The organism is Rhizobium sp. 01N424 (assembly GCF_056399485.1).
The window spans coordinates 512,337-531,308 of the sequence record NZ_JBFTRK010000001.1; the positions used below are offsets into that span (position 1 = coordinate 512,337).

The 18,972-nt window shown below is 59.5% G+C and carries 21 protein-coding genes; 20 read left to right on the plus strand and 1 reads right to left on the minus strand.

Translation table 11 applies throughout. The features are described 5' to 3' along the window. Window positions 1–51: 51 nt before the first annotated feature. The 11 genes from AC1DNK_RS02625 (at window position 52) to fliP (ending at window position 6,790) form a co-directional block, all read left to right on the plus strand. A complete protein-coding gene (locus AC1DNK_RS02625; protein WP_477939864.1) occupies window positions 52–534 on the plus strand; it encodes a flagellar protein in 483 nt (160 codons plus the stop codon). Between the two features lie 166 nt (window positions 535–700). Further along, the gene (flgB, locus tag AC1DNK_RS02630; RefSeq protein WP_112387594.1) at window positions 701–1,093 is read left to right on the plus strand and encodes a flagellar basal body rod protein FlgB; all 393 of its coding nucleotides are present in this window, start codon (window positions 701–703) and stop codon (window positions 1,091–1,093) included. 4 nt (window positions 1,094–1,097) lie between these two features. Next, window positions 1,098–1,514, plus strand: a complete 417-nt coding sequence (flgC, locus tag AC1DNK_RS02635) for a flagellar basal body rod protein FlgC (RefSeq protein WP_112387595.1) — start codon at window positions 1,098–1,100, stop codon at window positions 1,512–1,514. Beyond that, on the plus strand, window positions 1,514–1,846 hold the full coding sequence (gene fliE, locus AC1DNK_RS02640; RefSeq protein WP_112387596.1) for a flagellar hook-basal body complex protein FliE: 333 nt from the start codon (window positions 1,514–1,516) through the stop codon (window positions 1,844–1,846). The genes flgC and fliE overlap by 1 nt, the downstream gene beginning before the upstream one ends. 18 nt (window positions 1,847–1,864) lie before the next feature. Then, entirely contained in the window at window positions 1,865–2,653 is a 789-nt protein-coding gene (gene flgG / locus AC1DNK_RS02645) for a flagellar basal-body rod protein FlgG (RefSeq protein WP_112387597.1), read from the plus strand. Window positions 2,654–2,671: 18 nt separating this feature from the next. Further along, window positions 2,672–3,154: a flagellar basal body P-ring formation chaperone FlgA gene (flgA, locus tag AC1DNK_RS02650; protein WP_477939163.1), complete on the plus strand. Its 483-nt coding sequence runs from the start codon at window positions 2,672–2,674 to the stop codon at window positions 3,152–3,154. After that, complete coding sequence (locus AC1DNK_RS02655; protein WP_112513962.1) at window positions 3,151–4,272, plus strand: flagellar basal body P-ring protein FlgI; 1,122 nt, start codon at window positions 3,151–3,153, stop codon at window positions 4,270–4,272. The genes flgA and AC1DNK_RS02655 overlap by 4 nt, the downstream gene beginning before the upstream one ends. Then, the gene (locus AC1DNK_RS02660) at window positions 4,269–4,811 is read left to right on the plus strand and encodes a MotE family protein (protein WP_112513961.1); all 543 of its coding nucleotides are present in this window, start codon (window positions 4,269–4,271) and stop codon (window positions 4,809–4,811) included. Before AC1DNK_RS02655 ends, AC1DNK_RS02660 begins: the two co-directional genes overlap by 4 nt. Beyond that, window positions 4,808–5,524 (plus strand): flagellar basal body L-ring protein FlgH, encoded by a 717-nt coding sequence (gene flgH, locus AC1DNK_RS02665; RefSeq protein WP_112387601.1) that lies wholly within the window; start codon window positions 4,808–4,810, stop codon window positions 5,522–5,524. The genes AC1DNK_RS02660 and flgH overlap by 4 nt, the downstream gene beginning before the upstream one ends. A gap of 10 nt (window positions 5,525–5,534) precedes the next feature. Beyond that, entirely contained in the window at window positions 5,535–6,056 is a 522-nt protein-coding gene (locus AC1DNK_RS02670; protein WP_477939166.1) for a flagellar basal body-associated FliL family protein, read from the plus strand. Then, entirely contained in the window at window positions 6,053–6,790 is a 738-nt protein-coding gene (fliP, locus tag AC1DNK_RS02675; RefSeq protein ID WP_477939168.1) for a flagellar type III secretion system pore protein FliP, read from the plus strand. The genes AC1DNK_RS02670 and fliP overlap by 4 nt, the downstream gene beginning before the upstream one ends. Window positions 6,791–6,880: 90 nt before the next feature. On the opposite strand, the gene AC1DNK_RS02680 is transcribed toward fliP, so the two are convergent. Further along, the gene (locus tag AC1DNK_RS02680; RefSeq protein WP_477939866.1) at window positions 6,881–8,752 is read right to left on the minus strand and encodes an O-linked N-acetylglucosamine transferase, SPINDLY family protein; all 1,872 of its coding nucleotides are present in this window, start codon (window positions 8,750–8,752) and stop codon (window positions 6,881–6,883) included. A gap of 439 nt (window positions 8,753–9,191) precedes the next feature. Between AC1DNK_RS02680 and AC1DNK_RS02685 the strand changes: the two genes are divergently transcribed. The 9 genes from AC1DNK_RS02685 to AC1DNK_RS02725 all read left to right on the plus strand — a co-directional run bounded on the left by AC1DNK_RS02685 (window position 9,192) and on the right by AC1DNK_RS02725 (window position 18,955). Next, window positions 9,192–10,088, plus strand: a complete 897-nt coding sequence (locus AC1DNK_RS02685) for a flagellin N-terminal helical domain-containing protein (protein WP_112387606.1) — start codon at window positions 9,192–9,194, stop codon at window positions 10,086–10,088. Between the two features lie 269 nt (window positions 10,089–10,357). Beyond that, on the plus strand, window positions 10,358–11,257 hold the full coding sequence (locus tag AC1DNK_RS02690) for a flagellin N-terminal helical domain-containing protein (protein ID WP_112387607.1): 900 nt from the start codon (window positions 10,358–10,360) through the stop codon (window positions 11,255–11,257). Between the two features lie 247 nt (window positions 11,258–11,504). After that, entirely contained in the window at window positions 11,505–12,410 is a 906-nt protein-coding gene (locus tag AC1DNK_RS02695) for a flagellin N-terminal helical domain-containing protein (protein ID WP_112387608.1), read from the plus strand. 299 nt (window positions 12,411–12,709) lie between these two features. Next, on the plus strand, window positions 12,710–13,657 hold the full coding sequence (locus tag AC1DNK_RS02700) for a flagellin N-terminal helical domain-containing protein (protein WP_477939170.1): 948 nt from the start codon (window positions 12,710–12,712) through the stop codon (window positions 13,655–13,657). Window positions 13,658–13,821: 164 nt separating this feature from the next. Then, on the plus strand, window positions 13,822–14,460 hold the full coding sequence (locus AC1DNK_RS02705; protein WP_477939172.1) for a hypothetical protein: 639 nt from the start codon (window positions 13,822–13,824) through the stop codon (window positions 14,458–14,460). Further along, complete coding sequence (locus AC1DNK_RS02710) at window positions 14,457–15,725, plus strand: MotB family protein (protein WP_477939175.1); 1,269 nt, start codon at window positions 14,457–14,459, stop codon at window positions 15,723–15,725. The genes AC1DNK_RS02705 and AC1DNK_RS02710 overlap by 4 nt, the downstream gene beginning before the upstream one ends. A 3-nt stretch (window positions 15,726–15,728) precedes the next feature. Further along, window positions 15,729–17,039: a chemotaxis protein MotC gene (motC, locus tag AC1DNK_RS02715; protein WP_477939177.1), complete on the plus strand. Its 1,311-nt coding sequence runs from the start codon at window positions 15,729–15,731 to the stop codon at window positions 17,037–17,039. A gap of 1 nt (window position 17,040) precedes the next feature. Next, the gene (gene fliK / locus AC1DNK_RS02720; RefSeq protein ID WP_477939178.1) at window positions 17,041–18,450 is read left to right on the plus strand and encodes a flagellar hook-length control protein FliK; all 1,410 of its coding nucleotides are present in this window, start codon (window positions 17,041–17,043) and stop codon (window positions 18,448–18,450) included. Continuing rightward, entirely contained in the window at window positions 18,371–18,955 is a 585-nt protein-coding gene (locus AC1DNK_RS02725) for a transglycosylase SLT domain-containing protein (protein ID WP_112387614.1), read from the plus strand. Before fliK ends, AC1DNK_RS02725 begins: the two co-directional genes overlap by 80 nt. Window positions 18,956–18,972 lie beyond the last annotated feature (17 nt).

Consider the following 18,972-nt stretch of genomic DNA (forward strand, 5'->3'; position numbering starts at 1 on the left):
GACGACGACGAGCGCATTGCTCCGCTGAAGTCGAATCAGAAGCGGCAGTCGATGATGCTCGACCGCCTGCTGACCGTGACAGGTCTCGCGCTCGCGGGCGCCGCTGCGATTTTCCCCTGGTATGTCTTCTTCAACGAGGACAAGTTCAGCATCAATGTTGCCCAGGGCGATCGCACGCGGGATCTTCCCGACTGGCCGGCACGCAACGTTTTCAGCGTCTCGCCGCTTGCCATGGTCAACAAGAACGAAGTCCAGAACAAGCCGGAGCCGCTCGACCAGCTGACCACCGCGACGGTCTCCAGCGTCGGCAAGGAAGTCGAAAAGGGCCTGATGCCGGAAGACCAGCCATTCCCGGCCAGTTCCGGATTCAAGCTTCTGCATGTGGCGAACGGCCGGGCGCTGATCGAGGATACGACCGGAATGTATGTCGTTCGCGTCGGATCGGTCCTGCCGGACGAAAGCCGCCTCGCGACGATCGAGCAGCGCGACGGCAAATGGGTGATCGTCACCTCCAAGGGCGACATCTACCGCTAATTCCAGACTGCAAAGCTTAGAGAATGAAGAAAAGCCCCGGCCGCACCTGGGGCTTTTTTGTTGATGCCCGAGGCATAACGGACACGCAGGCCGAAAGCCGCGTTCTCCGTAAGTCTGACGCAAGATTACCGCCCTAGGGTCCTCTTAGTAAAAACGGAGAGTTCCCATGCAACCGATTCAACTGTTCGACTTGGCCTCGCGGCAGGCGGAATGGCTGACAGTCCGTCAGGAGGTTGTGGCCGGCAACATCGCGAACGCGAACACCCCGAAGTACCGTGCGAAGGACGTCTCGCCCTTCCAGTCGGTCCTCGAAAACGCTGATGTTTCCATGGCGCGCACCAATCCTGCGCATTTCAGCGGCAACGATTTCAGCACCAGCGGCAGCATCGACGTCAAGGAAGCCGCACTCGATCAGGAGATCGGCGTGCAGGAATCCGGCAACACTGTCGGTCTCGCTGAAGAACTCTCCAAGTCAGGCGAAATCAAGCGCCAGTACGAGCTGAACACCTCGCTGGTCGGCTCTTTCAATAGAATGATGTTGATGACTGTAAGGAAGTAAAATCGTGGATCCTTTATCAGCAGCCATGAAGATTGCTGGGTCGGGGCTTGAGGCTCAATCGACTCGTCTGCGCATTGTCTCGGAAAACATCGCCAACTCGCGGTCGACTGGCGATACGCCGGGCGCCGATCCCTACCGCCGGAAGACGGTAACCTTCGGTGAGCAAGTCGATCGTGCCGGGGGCGTCACAACAGTTGGCGTCAAGAAGCTCGGTGTCGACGAGACGGAATTCACCACCGAATACGATCCGAGCAATCCTGCAGCGGATGAGCGTGGCGTGGTGAAGATGCCAAACGTCAACATGCTGGTCGAAATGGCCGACATGCGCGAAGCGAACCGGTCCTATGACGCCAATCTGCAGACCATCAAGCAGACGCGCGATTTGATCTCCTCCACCATCGACCTTCTGAAGAGCCAATAATGATCAGCAACGTACAGAGCATCGGTTCGCTTTCCGGCACACGTGGCCTTGGAAGCATCACGGACGAAAATTCATCGTCGCAGGTCACTTCGGCCGCAGAAAGCGCAAAGGCCGGCCAGAGCTTCTCCTCGATGCTCGGCAACATGGCGACCCAGGCCATGGACTCGGTCAAGGGCGCGGAATCCATGTCTTTCGCAGGCATCAAGGGCACGGCAACGACCCGTGAAGTCGTCGATTCCATGCTGCAGGCCGAGCAGACACTTCAAACGGCAATCGCCATCCGGGACAAGGTTGTATCGGCCTTCCTCGACGTCACCAAGATGCAGATGTAACCGGATAAGGACGAACAGATGAGAGCGCTTGCCATTGCGGCTACGGGCATGGATGCCCAGCAGACCAATCTCGAAGTCATCGCGAACAACATCGCGAACATCAACACAACAGGTTTCAAGCGCGCCCGCGCCGAATTCACCGACCTGCTGTACCAGACCGAACGCGCAAAGGGTGTCGCAAACCGCGCCAACCAGGCAATCGTTCCTGAAGGTGCAAATATCGGTCTCGGCGTTCAGACCGCCGCCGTTCGTAACCTGCATATCCAGGGCGAACTCAGCCAGACCGGCAACGACCTCGACGTCGCGCTCGTCGGCCGCGGGTTCTTCCAGGTTCAGACACCTGACGGCACGACGCTCTATAGCCGCGCCGGCGCGTTCAACAAGAATGAGACCGGCCAGCTGGTCACCACCGACGGCTATACGGTCGTACCCGGGATCACCATTCCCACCGGTTCGACGCAGCTGACGATCAGCCGCTCCGGCGAAGTGTCGGCGGTGCTCGCCGGCCAGACCGATCCGACCACTCTTGGCCAGTTGACGATTGCCGATTTCGTCAACGAGGCCGGCCTGACGCCAATGGGCGACAACCTCTTCCAGCAGACGCCGGCCTCCGGCGAAGCTGTCGTCGGCACCCCCGACGAAGAGGGCTACGGCTACATGAAGCAGGGTTACCTGGAATCGTCGAACGTCGACCCGGTGAAGGAAATCACCGAGCTGATCTCCGCGCAGCGCGCCTATGAAATGAACTCGAAGGTCATCACCACTGCCGACGAAATGGCCTCCATCGTCAGCAAGAACCTGAAGTAATCAAGGAAAGGGCCGAACATGATGTTTCGCCGGGCGAGAAATACCGTCGCTCTGACGGCACTGGCTGCGATCGCATATGGCGGTGTCCTTGTGACATCGCCGGCAAGCGCAGGCATGGGTTACGCGGTCGTCCCGACCGCGACGATCTATCCCGGAGAAACGATCAGCGCCGGCCAGCTTCAGGAAGTCGAAGTCACGAACCCCAACCTCTCAGGCGACTACGCGAAGTCGATCGACCAGGTTCGGGGAATGATCTCTAAGCGCACGCTTCTTCCCGGCCGGACCATCAATGTCTCGGCGCTGCGCGAAGCCTATACGGTGACGCGCGGCTCGCAGATCCGGCTTGTCTTCAATCTTGGCCCGATGACCATCTCCGCGGCCGGTTCGCCGCTCGAAGATGGCTCGACCGGCCAGGTCATCCGCGCCCGCAACATGGATTCGGGCGTCATCATCAGCGGCACCGTGCTGGCTGACGGCACCATCCACGTGGCGGCAAAATGAAGATCGTCTCTCGCATCCTCGCCGCGCTCGCGGCTCTTTCCATGTGCATGACCACCGTGACGCCTGCCGTCGCGATGTCGTCGCGCATCAAGGATATCGCTTCGCTGCAGGCTGGCCGCGATAACCAGCTGATCGGCTACGGCTTGATCGTCGGCTTGCAGGGAACGGGCGACGGCTTCCGCGCCTCGCCGTTCACCGAACAGTCAATGCGCGCCATGCTGCAGAATCTCGGCATCTCGACGCAGGGCGGCGAATCCAACGCCAAGAACACCGCAGCGGTCATGGTCACCGCCAATCTTCCGCCGTTCGCCAGCCCCGGCAGCCGCATCGACGTCAATGTCAGCTCGCTGGGCGATGCCTCGTCGCTGCGCGGCGGTACGTTGGTCATGACCTCGCTCTCGGGCGCCGATGGCCAGATCTATGCCGTTGCCCAGGGCTCCGTCGTGGTATCAGGCTTTCAGGCGCAGGGTGCTGCGGCAACCGTTACCGAAGGCGTGACCACCGCCGGCCGCGTTCCCGGCGGTGCGATCATCGAACGCGAACTGCCATCGCGCTTCAAGGATTCCGTTAATCTCGTCCTGCAGCTTCGCAACCCGGACTTCTCGACCGCCGTGCGTATCTCCGATGTCGTCAACGGCTATGCGTCGTCACGCTTCGGCGGCCCCGTTGCCGAAGCCAAGGACGCCCAGGAAGTCATCGTACAGAAGCCGCGTGAAGCCGACCTGACGCGCCTGATGGCCGATATCGAAAACCTCGTCGTCGAGACCGATACGCCTGCAAAGGTGGTGGTCAACGAGCGAACGGGCACGATCGTCATCGGCGCCGACGTCCGGGTGTCACCGGTTGCTGTCAGCTATGGTACGCTGACGGTCCAGGTCACCGAGACGCCGCAGGTCATCCAGCCCGAACCCTTCTCCAAGGGCCAGACGGCCATACAGCCGCAGACCGACATCGCCGCGCAGAAATCCGGCGGCCGGGTGGCAATGCTTGATGGTCCCGATCTGCGCACCCTCGTTGCCGGTCTCAATAATATCGGCGTGAAACCGGACGGCATCATCGCCATCCTCCAAGGCATCAAATCTGCAGGTGCGCTGCAGGCGGAGCTTGTGCTGCAATGATCAGGCTGAACAAGGACATGACGGTTGCCGAACTGTTGCGGCGCTCGGCGCTGCCGGCGGCAGCCGTGCTGCTGCTTTCCATTCCTGGCGCCTTCGCACAGGAAGCGCAGAAGCCGGAGGGCGACATCACCTCCGAGGACGAAATCAAGCAGTTCTGCACCAACATCGCCGATCCGGCCCGCGACCAGCGTTATCTCCTGCAAAAGCAGGAGCTCGAGAAGCTGCGCGCCGACATCGATACGCGCGTCGCGGAAATGGATAAGCGCAAGGCCGAATACCAGGACTGGCTGAAGCGCCGTGATGTCTTCCTCAAGCAGGCCGAAGCCGGCCTGACGGACATCTACAAGAACATGAAGCCGGATGCTGCTGCACTGCAGCTCGAGAAGGCCAAGACCGAGATTGCGGCCGCCGTGATCATGCGGCTTGGCCCGCGTCAGTCGAGCCTGATCCTCAACGAGATGGACCCTGAGAAGGCCGCCGTCATCGCCAACATCATCGCCAGTGCATCCGATCCCAATACGTCGAAGGATCCCTCATGAACAAGCGTTTCCCGGCTGCCATTGCCGCCGTCGCCCTTCTCGCCGGCTGCCAGTCGCCGCAGTCCGTGAGGGAGATCGGCCGGGCACCCGCCATGAGCCCGATCGGCAGCGGCCTGGCTTACGGCCAGACGCCGCAGATGGCACTTTATCCGAAGCAGCCACGCCAGGTCGCGCAGGGCTATTCGCTCTGGAGCGATAGCCAGGCCGCGCTCTTCAAGGACGCACGCGCATTGAATGTCGGCGACATCCTGACGGTCAATATCCAGATCAACGACAAGGCGAAGTTCGAGAACGACACCAGCCGCAGCCGCACCAATTCCAGCGGCATGAACTGGGACGTCAATGCCAATATTCTCGGCTGGAATCCGGCTTCGAAGACGGACCTGACCTACGGCTCCGACACGAGCACCGACGGCAAGGGCAAGATCGACCGGTCCGAGACGCTGAAGCTCATGGTCGCCGCCGTCGTCACCGGTATTCTCGAGAACGGCAACCTTGTTATCAGCGGTTCGCAGGAAGTTCGCGTCAACCAGGAAATCCGCATCCTCAACGTTGCCGGTATCGTGCGGCCGCAGGATGTCAATTCCGACAACCAGATCTCCTATGAGAAGATCGCCGAAGCCCGCATCTCCTACGGTGGCCGTGGCCGCCTGATGGAAATGCAGCAGCCGCCGCGCGGCCAGCAGGCCGTCGATCTCTTCTCACCGCTTTAAGGCCGGAACCATGGCAGACGAAGAAGCAGGCGAAGCCAAACCGAAGAAGAAATCGGCAGCGATGATGACGATCGTCGGCATCGCCATCCTGACACTTCTCGGCGCCGGCGGCGGCTGGGCCGTGGGCACGATGATCGCCCCGAACGTCAAGAGCGCCGAGCAGGCGAATGAGGCAGCTGCCGAACCGAAGCCCGCCGGCGGCGAGAAGAAGGAAGGCGAAACCGGCCTCCCGCATGTCTCGACCGAAGCGAACAACGTCGTCCAGCTCGAGCCGATCACCTCCAATCTCGCTTACCCCTCTGAAAACTGGGTGAGGCTAGAGGTCGCACTGCTCTTCAACGGGCCGCCTGATGGGAAGGTCGCTGAAGATATCCATCAGGATATAATGGCTTACATCAGAACGGTTTCGCTGCAGCAGATCGAAGGTCCGCGCGGCTTTCAATATCTACGGGATGACATCCAGGAACGTGTTGACCTGCGCTCTCAGGGGCGCGTATCCAAGGTCATGTTCAGGACCTTTGTCATCGAATGATTCGATTCATAATTTTCTTGGCCGCCATGATGGCGGTACCAGAATTGGCGGTGGCTCAGCAGCTGCCGACAAATCTGTTAAATCTTCCTGTCGATGGTTCGGTCGCTGCCTGGATCATTCGCACATTCGGCCTTTTGACCATTCTTTCGGTCGCGCCGGGCATCCTGATCATGGTGACGAGTTTTCCTCGCTTCATCATTGCCTTCTCGATTCTGCGCACCGGTCTCGGCCTCTCGTCCACGCCATCCAACATGATCCTGCTGTCGCTGTCGCTGTTCATGACCTTCTACGTCATGGCGCCGACCTTCGATAAGGCATGGCAGGACGGCGTTCAGCCGCTTCTCGCCAACCAGATCCAGGAGCAGGAAGCGGTCCAGCGCATTGCCGAGCCTTTTCGCACCTTCATGGCAGCCAATACCCGCGACAAGGATCTGGCGCTCTTCGTCGATCTGGCCCGCGAGCGTGGGCAGAACGTCCAGACAGGCGCGCTCATCGACTACCGCGTCCTGCTCCCGGCCTTCATGATTTCCGAAATCCGCCGCGGTTTCGAAATCGGCTTCCTGGTCGTCCTGCCGTTCCTGGTCATCGACCTGATTGTCGCCACCATCACTATGGCCATGGGTATGATGATGCTGCCGCCGACGTCGATCTCGCTGCCCTTCAAGATCCTGTTCTTCGTGCTGATCGACGGCTGGAATCTTCTGGTTGGCAGCCTGGTCCGCTCCTTCAGCTGATACGCTCACGATCTTTCATTCGTCCGCATAAAGAAAACCCGCCGGGAGCAACTCCGGCGGGTTTTGCATGTCTCCGGTCTCGGGCCGCTATTATGCGGCCGGGAACGGTTCGGTCCGTGCCGGCAGGGCAGGGACGTCGAAGTGATCGGGTGCTTCGCCTTGCTTGGCGCGTTCGGCCATCGTCTCGTAAGCCTGTTCCAGATGGCGGCAGAAGCGCTCGGCGTCGAAGAGCGGGGCGATGTAGCGCTGTTCGGCAAGATGCGCCTTGTAACCGGCGATCTTTTCCGGCTGCGCCGCCAGCTCGACTGCGAGATCTTCGTAGCCCTGCAGGTCCGCACCGACGAGTTCGGGCAGGCCAATGGCATTCAGCAGGCTTTCGCTGACGCGTGAGGCGAAGTTGGTGCCCTTCATGGTGAGAACCGGCAGACCGCCCCAGAGCTGCTCCGACGTCGTCGTATGGCCGTTGACGGGGAAGGTGTCGATGCCGATATCGGCAGCCTGCAGACGGCTGATATGTTCCTCATAGGCGCTGCGCTTGCAGAAGACGATCCTGTCGGTGGGCACGCCCTCTGCCTGGAAGGCCTTACGCAGGTTGCCCTCGTTGCGCGGAGAGGTCGTCATCAGCCACAGCACGCTGTTTGGCGCACGCTTCAGAATGCGGGCCCAGCTCGCAATCGCTTCCGGGGTGATCTTGCGATTGCCGTTGAAGGAGGCAAACACGAAGGCGTCTTCCGGAAGACCGAACTGGTCGCGGGTGACCGGACGCGGCTGCGGACGGTTCGCAGGGTCGTTCGGCTGGTAGCTCTCCGGCATCCGGCAGAACTTCTCATGATAGAACGGCTTGGCGACGTCAGGCAGCACGAAGTGGTCGCCGATGACATAGTCGAGATCGATGCCGAGGGTGCTTCCGGGGAAGCCGAGCCAGGCGACATGCACCGGCGCCAGCGGCATGTTGAATGTGTGGGCGCGGCTGTCGGCCGTGTGTCCCTTGAGGTCAACCATGATGTCGATGTTGTGGTCGCGAACGACCTGCAGCACGTCCTTGTCGGCGATGCTGTGAATATCGACGACGGTACCCCATTTGCTGCGATCGGTCTTGTTGGTCTGCAGCGCCAGCGGTCCGCTGTGGTCGAACAGCACGATCTCGAACTTGTCGCGGTCGTGGAGTTCGAGCACGCGCTGCATCAGCTTCATGGTCGCGTGGTTGTCCCAGAAGTCCGAGGACATGTAGCCGACGCGGATCTTGCCGGCCCACGCATGCGGCAGACCGCGGCGAAGTGCGATCTTTTCGGGATCGAGTTTCGGCACGCCGACCGTCGGGTAGCGATTGTGGTCTTCGTTGCCGCACCAGTGAAGGTGATAGAATGGGTGATCCTTCTGCAGGACCTCCGGCCGTCCGCCGGCAACCAAGTCGTCGACGACCTTCTGGTGCTTCTGCGCCTCTTCGTAATCGTTGAATTCGCGCAGGAAGATCAGATAGAGGAAGCGTGCCGAATAATCCTTCGGGAAGCGCTTGAAGATATTGCGGGCGAGAAGCTCGTTGGAAGCGTCGCTGAGATCGTTGGAAACCAGCTTGGCAGCGGCGGCAAGGTGCTCGCGGTTGCTGCTCTCGGAAAGGACGTTCTTCAGCGGCTGGATCAGATCGCGCTGCTGGCGGCCGAGGAATACGGAGACGAGAATAAATGCGAGGTCGGGGTCGCGCTGCGCCTTTTCGAAGTTGCGCATGCAGATCACCAGAGCCTCGTCCTCCTCGCCGCATTCGAAATGCAGCCGCGCGGCGAGCTTGTGATACTCGTAGGAGTTCAGGCCTTCGGATTTGGCCGCAAGAGAATAGGATTTCGCCGCGTCCGACTTGAAACCAAGCTGAAGCAGGTTCTTGGCCAGCAGCGCGTAGGTCTTCGCATCTTTCTGGACGTCGATCAGCTGGTTCAGGGTTGCGAGAGACTTTGTGTAGCGCCCCATCTGGTATTCACGGGATGCCACCGAAAACGAGACTTTGCTGTTCAAAACCGAACTCCGTTTGGAAATGCTCTGATCAAAACGCCGATGCAGCCGCGGCACAGAAGACCGTCACCTCGAAATGGAACGAGTTCACCTGCTTCCCGGCTTTGCCATACTCGCACGCGAAGCCTGCTCGAAGCTGGTGGCGCAGGGGCGGCGGGCGCTCGGTGAGTGCAACCGAAAATATCTTGCGGAAGATTTAACTATACTTGGCATGGGTCCTGTCGGCCCCCGCACATTTAAGGAGTTGGCAAGCATTGGCTGCGAGATTGCCCTGGACATGACGGGTTTGGGGCCACACAGAAAAGGCGCCCAGTAGCATGAAGCGCATCCGCCATCGCCGGTAATCACAGTCCGGTATGTCCTCGTTTTTGTATCTAGTTTTCTAGGGGACAGACTTATGACAAGCATTAATACCAACACTTCCGCAATGGCAGCACTCCAGACGCTGCGTAACGTCAACCAGAACCTCGGCAAGACCCAGGATCACGTTTCGTCGGGTCTGCGCGTTGGCAAGGCTGCCGACAACGCAGCTTACTGGTCGATCGCAACGACGATGAAGTCGGACACGAAGGCCCTCGGCGCCGTATCTGACGCTCTCGGCATGGGCGCTGCCAAGGTTGACACGGCTTACACCGCTGTCGAAAGCTCCATCGACGTCGTTTCCGAAATCAAGTCGAAGCTCGTTGCTGCGACTGAAGACGGTGTCGACAAGTCGAAGGTTCAGGACGAAATCACCCAGCTCCAGGCGCAGCTGAAGAGCATTTCTTCTTCCGCTTCGTTCAACGGCGAAAACTGGGTTGCCAACTCGACCGGCGAAACGATGAGCGTTGTCTCCTCCTTCGTCCGCAGCAGCTCTGGTTCGGTATCGGTCACCACGTCCGAATACACGGCCGGTGCAACCGATCTGCTCTACACCGATGCGACTGCCGGTACCGGCGGTATTCTCGGCACGGCCGGCGCGTCTTCGGGCAAGTCGATCACTGAGTTCACGATCGACTCCTCCACGACCAAGGGCGGTATCGACAACCTGCTGAGCGACGTTGAAACCGCTCTGAAGGACATGACCTCGCTCGGTTCGAAGTTCGGTTCGATCTCCTCGCGTATCGACATGCAGTCGAACTTCGTTTCGTCGCTGAGCGACTCGATCGAATCGGGTGTTGGCCGCCTCGTCGACGCCGACATGGAAGAAGAGTCCTCGAAGCTGACCGCTCTGCAGACGCAGCAGCAGCTGGCCATCCAGTCGCTCTCGATTGCAAACTCCTCGTCGCAGAACATCCTGTCGCTCTTCCGTTAAGAGCTGGCAGCAAGTACCGAAAAATCGAAATGGCCGGTGTCTCACCGGCCATTTTTGTTATTAAAAATGGATTAACGAGATTTAACCTAAGTTACCGATTTTTAACGATTTTTTTTAACCGTGTTTAGCTTCTTTTAACGATGATGCTGTTTTCTAAGCACATCGAAACGGCGGTCGGTCAACAGACGATCGGCAGGCATGACGCTGAGCGCCGTTCCCGGTGAGACCGGAATGCCCTTCATCACGTAGCCAATTAGGGGCACATTTAAATGACCAGCATTCTTACCAACAATTCCGCAATGTCCGCTCTGCAGACCCTGCGTAACGTCAACCAGAACCTCGCCGACACCCAGAACCACGTTTCGTCGGGTCTGCGCGTTGGCAAGGCTGCCGACAACGCAGCTTACTGGTCGATCGCAACGACGATGAAGTCGGACAACAAGGCCCTCGGCGCCGTTTCTGACGCTCTCGGCATGGGTGCTGCCAAGGTTGACACGGCTTACACCGCTGTCGAAAGCTCCATCGACGTCGTTTCCGAAATCAAGTCGAAGCTCGTTGCTGCAACCGAAGACGGCGTTGACAAGTCGAAGGTTCAGGACGAAATCACCCAGCTCCAGGCGCAGCTGAAGAGCATTTCTTCTTCCGCTTCGTTCAACGGCGAGAACTGGGTTGCCAACAACGCCGGCGAAACGATGAGCGTTGTCTCCTCCTTCGTCCGCAGCAACACCGGCGCTGTATCTGTTACGGTCACCGAATACACCGCTTCCGACACCGATCTGCTCTACACCGATGCGACTGCCGGTACCGGCGGTATTCTCGGCACGGCCGGCGCGTCTTCGGGCAAGTCGATCACCGAGTTCACGATCGACTCCTCCACGACCAAGGGCGACATCGACGGCCTGCTGACCGACGTTGAAACCGCTCTGAAGGACATGACCTCGCTCGGTTCGAAGTTCGGTTCGATCTCCTCGCGTATCGACATGCAGTCGAACTTCGTTTCGTCGCTGAGCGACGCAATCGAATCGGGTGTTGGCCGCCTCGTCGACGCCGACATGGAAGAAGAGTCCTCGAAGCTGACCGCTCTGCAGACGCAGCAGCAGCTGGCCATCCAGTCGCTCTCGATTGCAAACTCCTCTTCGCAGAACATCCTGTCGCTCTTCCGCGGCTAATAGGATTAGCGATACAAGCCCTCCGGCATTGTCCGGTCGGCCCAGGAAAACGAAGCCGCGCCTTAACGGGCGCGGTTTTTTGCTGTCCGCGTTAACGTTTTGTTAACCATTTTGCCGTCTTCTGCGCTCAACGTAACGGTGAGTTAACCAAGTTTAATCCCAGGTTAACAGGCATGAGCGCTGGTTCCCGTTCCCGGTAGGCCGGAATGTCCCTTCTCGACGTATTGCCAATAAGGGGCACTTTTTCATGACGAGCATTTTGACGAACGTCGCAGCCATGGCTGCGCTTCAGACACTTCGTACGATTAACAACAGTCTCGAAACCACCCAGAATCACGTATCCTCCGGTTACCGTGTCGCCAAGGCTGCCGATAACGCCGCCTACTGGTCGATTGCGACGACCATGCGCTCTGACAACAAGGCGCTTTCCGCCGTGTCCGACGCGTTGGGTCTTGGCGCAGCAAAGGTCGACACCGCCTATTCGGCGATGGACAGCGCCATCGACGTCGTCACCGAAATCAAGTCCAAGCTTGTCGCCGCAACCGAAAAGGGCGTCGACCGCACGAAGATCCAGGAAGAAGTGAAGCAGCTTCAATCACAGCTTCTGAGCATTGCGCAGTCCGCATCGTTCTCCGGCGAAAACTGGGTGGCGGGCAACGAAACCAAGAGTGTGGTCTCGTCTTTCGTTCGCGACGGCAACGGCAACACTTCGGTCACCACCACCGAATATGTGCTGAACTCCGCTTCGACCGGCAACGTGCTGTTCGGCACCAGCAACGGATCGATCGATACCTCGACTGGCATCATCGGTAGCTCCAACGGCACGATCGGCTCGATCTTCTCGTTCGACATCTCCAACCTGTCGACGGATGACATCGGCCTCGCCCTGAATGCTGTGGAGGCAGGTCTTGAATCGATGACGAAGGCGGCTTCGCAGCTCGGTTCGATTTCGACACGCATTCAGTTGCAGGAGAATTTCGTCTCGTCGCTCAGCGACTCCATCGACTCGGGTGTCGGCCGTCTCGTCGATGCCAACATGGAAGAGGAATCGTCCAAACTGACTGCGCTTCAGACACAGCAGCAGCTGGCGATCCAGTCGCTGTCGATTGCGAATTCGAGCGCGCAGAACGTTCTGACGCTGTTCCGCAGCTAAGCCGGAAATTGAAGCTGGACCGAATCTTGCGGCGCTGTTTTCAATCCGTCAAAAACGCACAGAAATCGCGCTCGAAAGGCGCGATTTTCGTTTTAAAAACATGTACTTAAATTCGTTTTCAAGTTTCGGCGTCCCGAGGGGCGTCAACCCTTGAAACTATGCTTAAAGTTGGGTTAATTTCACCAACGAGTTGATTTGTTACTGCGACGCACCGGCCGCTTTGCCGGGGGCATGAAGCCATAATCTGTCGCTACCGGTTACCGGTCTGTCCCTTTCCCATTCATTCAAGAGATCGACAGATGGCCTATACCATTCAAGACCCGGCTGCCCTGACCGCACTGAACATCATGCGGGGCCTCGGCAAGGACTCCGATAAAATTCAGCAGCAGATCTCATCGGAACTGCGGGTCCAGACTGCTGCGGACGATGCCACATACTGGTCCTACGCGCAGACCCTGCGCACCGACGGCAGCTCGCTGAAGACAATCGATGATGCGCTTGGCCTTGGTGCGGCGAAGGTCGATACGACCTATACGACCATGGACTCGCTGATCGACCTGGTCAGCAATATCAAGGCTACGCTCGTTTCCGCCGCTGACCCGGCGAATGACCGTGACAAGCTGAACACCACACTGCAGCAGTATCTGTCGCAGCTCCAGTCGGGCGTTACCGGCACCAGCTTTTCAGGCGAGAACTGGCTCTACAACAACAACTCTGTCATTCCCGATACCCGCTCGGTGATTGGCGGCTATATCCGCGGCGCCAACGGACAGTTCTACCCGCAGAACATCAGCTTTCCGTCATCGAGCCTGGTCATGATCGATACGCGCGATGCGTCAAAGGGTCTGTTGACCAAGGACATCGATCCGGGCACCGGCAGCGGCAACCAGTATTTCCTTCTGAACGCAAACTCGACGAACCCCGCGACCGGCAGCCAGATATCGCTTTCTGACAGCACGACACCGCAGAATCTGGCGGACATGCAGGCTGTAGTTGAAAAGGTCCTCTCCGGTCTGAACACCACAGCAGCCGGTCTCGGCATCATGAAGAACCAGGTCGATGCCCGGTCGGACTATGTGAACAAGATGATGGACTCGCTCGACACCACGGTGGGTGCGCTGGTCGATACCGATATGGATGAGGCATCGACTCGTCAGACGGCAATCCAGGCACAGTTGAACATCGCGACCGAGGCGATGAACATTCTCAACAATTCCGCCGGCAACATCCTGATCCTGCTCGAATAGCAATCTGTCTCAGCTGGCGGGCAAGTGCCCGCCATTCATCCTCGCGCAAGTTTGACTTTCTAGGTTCCAGGCAAGGCTGCCTCAGTTCTGTGAAGCGGCGGTCAGAATTGGTTTGAACGGGGCGCAGGCATGCCGCAGCTTTTTGCAGATACCGGGTGTGGTCGATGAGCGCGATGCTATCCCGCTATCTCAAGGATTTCAGTGATATCAAGCCGGTCGCCTCGGCGCCCGAAGCGTCCGACTTTGCCGAAGAGGCGTTTGGGGGCTTTGCAGATTTCGCGGAAGAACCTGCAGTCGATCTCGAGGCTGAACGCCGCTCTGCCTATGCCGAGGGCCACGCCGCGGCAACGTCTGCTCTCTCCAAGACCCACGCGGACCAGCTGCGGGCTGCCGAGCTTGGCTATCAACGGCAGCTCGATGAGCTGAAAGAGAAGTATGAGCAGGAACTCGCGGTCCTTCTCGCTGCCAGATTGTCGGGCATCGCCTTCGAAGTGGCGGAACTTGTCAGCGCCGCCGCAGCCAAGGCGATCGCGCCCGTTGTGACGGAGGCTGTCGCGGAGCAGGCTGTCGCAGATCTTGCGGTGCTTCTGAAAGAGGCAATTCTCGATGGCGCGGCCGGCGTGGTGATCGTCAAGGGTCCCGCCAATCTTTTCGCATCGCTGGAGAAGGCGCTCGGAGAAAAGTCCGGCCTTCTGCGGCACATTGAGACGGATGACGTCGACCTCATTGTCGAGGTTGATGGCTCCGTTCTCGTTACACGTATTTCTGCCTGGTCTGCCAGCTTGAAGAAAGTTCTGGAATGAGTGAGAGCGAAAATCACCACCACGGCAAAAATGAAGTCATCATCATCAAGAAACATGGTGGTGGCGATCATGACGGCGCGCATGGCGGCGCCTGGAAGATCGCTTACGCCGACTTCATGACCGCCCTGATGGCGTTCTTCCTCGTCATGTGGCTGGTCAATGCTGCAAACGAGGAGACGAAAGCCTCCGTTGCGACCTATTTCAACCCGATCAAGCTTGCCGACGAAAAGCCCACCGAAAAGGGGTTGAAGAAGCCTGTCGATACGGCTGAGGGCGAGGAGACGAAGGACAAGTCGAAGCAGAAGGAAGAGCAGCAGACGCAGGGCGCCTCTGCCGCCAGCGGCGACGACCAGACCTCGACGTCAGGTGACCAGACGAACTATTCCGAAGCCGACTTCTTCGAAAATCCCTATTCCGTTCTGGCCGAAATCGCCCAGGAAGTCGGACAGCAGGCTAACGTCAGCGCCAAGGGCGAGGGCGGTGCGGCCGATTCCGGCCCTGCGACCGGCGCCGATGGTGGCGAGGCCTATCGCGATCCCTTCGATCCGGATTTCTGGACCAAGCAGGTCGAGGTAACGCGCGCCGACAATCCCGGCAAGACGCCGGCGACCAAGGACGCCAAGGAGCAGCCAGATGCTACAGAGCTCGCCAAGCTCGAGCAGCAGAAGCCTGAAGACCAGTCTGCCGATGCCAAGCCTGCTGATCAGACTCACGAGAAGGCGGCTGACAAGCACTCCGATCAAAAGCCGGCAGATACCGCGGCCGACAAGCAGCAGGATGCGCAAAAGCAGGCCGAAGAGCAGAAGCAGGCCGATGAGCTAAAGCAGGAAATTGCCAAGCAGATCAGCGGCGTCGGCGGCAAGCTCGCCGAAGGCCTGACGGTAACCCCGTCCGAAGGCGGATTGCTCGTCAGCCTTTCCGACCAGGGCAATGACTCGATGTTCAATGTCGGCTCGGCCGTTCCCCGCAAGGAAATGGTGCAGGTCATGGAAAAGCTGGGCGAGATTCTCAAGGCGCGCCAGGGTGCGGTGGTGATCCGTGGCCATACCGATGGCCGTCAGTATAAGGGCGCAGACAACGAAAACTGGCGCCTGTCGATGGATCGCGCTCAGGCCGCCTATTACATGCTCGTTCGTGGTGGCTTGGGCGAGCAGCGCGTCTCGCAGGTATCCGGCTTTGCCGATCGTAAGCTCAAGCTTCCGGATGATCCATTGAACGCCGCAAACCGCCGTATCGAAATCCTCGTTCAGGCGGACCAAGGATAAACCATGGCGCGCAGCAAGCCCCATCATCTTCTCTCCCTCATGCTCGGACTGGCGCTTGCAGCGCCGGCCGTAGCCGTTGCGGATGAGCAGGAGGATCTGGCGCCCTACAAGATGCTGCGCTCGCTGCAATTCGTGCAGGATTCCGTCGTTCTTGGCGATCACTCCGCTGCCGAAATGCAGCGCTTCATGCTGGGCACGATCGATCAGCGTCTGCGCTCGGTCGATGCGTCGGTCTATGACGATGATCGCAACGTTGATGCGGCGCTCGTCTACGCGATGAGCGGCGGCAATCCGGCGACGCTGGAATACCTGGTGTCGCGTGACGTCAACGGCTATTTCGACAATCGTGTCACCGACGTGTTGCGGAAGTATCTGAGCGGCAAGGGACTGCTGGTTGCCAAGACGCTGGTCGAAACGGCCAACGAATACCGCGACAAGAAAATTGGGCCCTATCTGTCGCTGGTTGGCGGCAATGTCATGGTGGCGCGCAGCCCGCTCGAGGCATTGAAGCTCTACGACCAGGCGCGGCTGTCTGCACCCGGCACCATTGTCGAGGAGGCGGCCTTGCGCCGCTCGGTGGCGATCAGCGTCGAGGCCGGCTTGGTCGACAAGGGCATGGCTTATTCGCAGCGCTATGTCCGCCGCTTTCTGCATTCTCCCTATGCGAGCCAGTTTGCCGACCTGTTCGTCAAGCTGATCGTCGATCACGAGCATGACGTGAAGCCCGAGGACGTCGTCAGCATTCTCGGTTTCATGGATGATGCGCGTCAGCGCGAGGTTTATCTGCGTATCGCCCGTGCGGCCGGTATCGCCGGCAAGGTGGAACTCGCCAAGACCGCGGCCGAGCACGCACAGACTCTGTCTGGGGGGGACACCGATCCGCTTGGCGCCCTGGCAAGCTTCTACGGCAACATGGCGTCGGTCTCGACGCCGGATGTCGATTCGGCCGCCCAGCATATCGGCAAGGTCGCAGACGGCGATCTCTCGGATCGCGACAAGGCTCTGCGCGCCGCAGCCCGCTCGGTAGCCGAACAAGTATTGAAAGCGCCTGACCCTGCAAGCTTGACGCAAGCCAAGGATTCTACTTCTTCTAATGAAGAGAATACTTCAGAACAGGCAGCTGTTACTACGGACGCCGAATCGCAGTCGCCGACCACCCCATCGGAGGTGGTTGACGATGGCGCGGCGCAGGCACTCCCGGCAGACAGCAGCCAGGATCAGCAGAATGCCGATCCTGCCTACAAATCCTTTATGGCTGCGAGCCGGTCCAAACTTGACGATATCGACAAGTTGTTGAGCCAAGAAAGCAATTGAGATGATGGATATCAGCGTTTCGGGGGGAGCGGCACCGGTTGAGGCGCCGTCAGCGAAATCCAATCGCCCGGTTGGGAAAGACGACGACGGCCGCAAGGGCGGCGGCTTTTCCGACGTGCTTTCGAAGGCCGGTGACAACGGGCAGAATCCGAATGATGCCAACGCTGCGTCGAATGCAGGTGGGCCCAGTGAGGCCGATGCTGCCGCACTTGCCCGCTCTCGCCCCCATGCCAAGCCCGTTATCGATCTCAGCGACGCGTCGCTGAAGGAGCAGGCGGCGGTGAAGCCGGAAACGGTCGCCATGGGCAAGCCGCTGAAGGACCAGGTCAAGGATGCGCTGGATCAAGCCAAGGACGCCATCAAGAAGGATGCGCCCGAGAAGCTTGCCGACGACGCGCTACCGCATGCTGCGAAGGGTACGAAGCCTGCCAAGGGCGACGAGACGAAGAAGGCGGATAAGGGTGACGGCGAGGACGCTGTAAGCGATGCGCTGGGCCTTCTGCAGAAGGATGGCCCGCAGGTGCCCGCCGCCATCGCTGCAGCCGCGCAAGGCGCGGCTGCCAAGGCAAAGGATGATGGCGCCGTCGTCAAGGACAGGAAGGCCGATGCCATCGACGCTGGCGGCAAGGCTGCGTCGCATGTCAGCGATGCTCTGGCTGCCGTTGGTGTTACGAAGGCAGCCGGTGACACCGTTCCCGGCACCGAGGGCGCCGAGGCTGCCGATGGCAAGACGTTCCGCCTGAGCCGTGCCGATGGCCGCGGGCAGTCGATGGATATCCACATCGGCACCGAGGACCGGAGCGAACAGGGTGTGAAGAGCAAGGGCGATGTCGAAAACGTCACCGTTCTCGAATCGCGCCGTTACCTCGGCCTCGCGCAGAATTCCGCTTCCGTCACCGCGGCAATCAGCGGCGACAAGGAATGGGCGCAGGCCATGCAGCCCGGTTCGGCGCTTTCCAATGCCGCCGAATGGACCAGCACCGGCAAGGTCGTCAACACGCTGAAAATCCAGATGACGCCGATTGATCTCGGTCTGGTTACGGCGACGATGCGCCTGTCCGGCGATGCGCTGAATGTCGATCTCAAGGTCGAATCGGGAGCGGCCTACCGTCAGCTCAAGGAGGATCACAGCAAGATCCTCGAGTCGCTGCGCAGCCAGGGCTATACGGTCGACAACGTGACGATCAGCATGGCGCCTGTCGAAAAGGCCGATACCGGCACTCAGGCAAACGCACAGAGCCAGTCGGGTCAGCAGTCCCTGCAGCAGGGCCAGGGCGGCGAGGCGCGCGAGCGTCAGTCGCAGACAGCACAGCGAGGGAATGGAGGCTTCGATGGCGCAACTGAGACCGGTGTGGAAGACGTTGCTTCTGGCGCCGCTGGCAGCGGCAGCTCTGGCAGCGTTTACCTCTGAAGCGGCTGCCTATAACGGCGCCTGCGAGAAGGAAATCCAGTCGGCCGCGGCCAAGTACGGTATCCCCGAAGGCATTCTCTATTCGGTGGGTCTGACGGAGACGGGACGCAAGGGATCGTTGTATCCCTTCGCTCTCAATATCGAAGGCAAGGCGGTGTTTCCGCCTTCCGAAGAAGATGCCATGCGGCAGTATTATTCGGCCACCAAAGCGGGCGTCAAACTCATCGATATCGGCTGCATGCAGATCAACCATTACTTTCATGGCGAAAACTTCCGCTCTGCTGAAGAGATGTTCGACCCGCACACCAATGTCGAATACGCAGCGAAGTTCCTCCGCAACCTTCACGATCGTCACGAGACCTGGACGATGGCGGTAGCCAGATACCACGCCGGACCCAACAACGACCCCGCGCAGAAGCAGTATGTGTGCCGGGTCATCGCCAATCTGGTCGCCACCGGCTACGGCAAGTGGACTCCTAATGCGAGCAACTTCTGCCAGAATTGATGCAATCAAAAATAGCA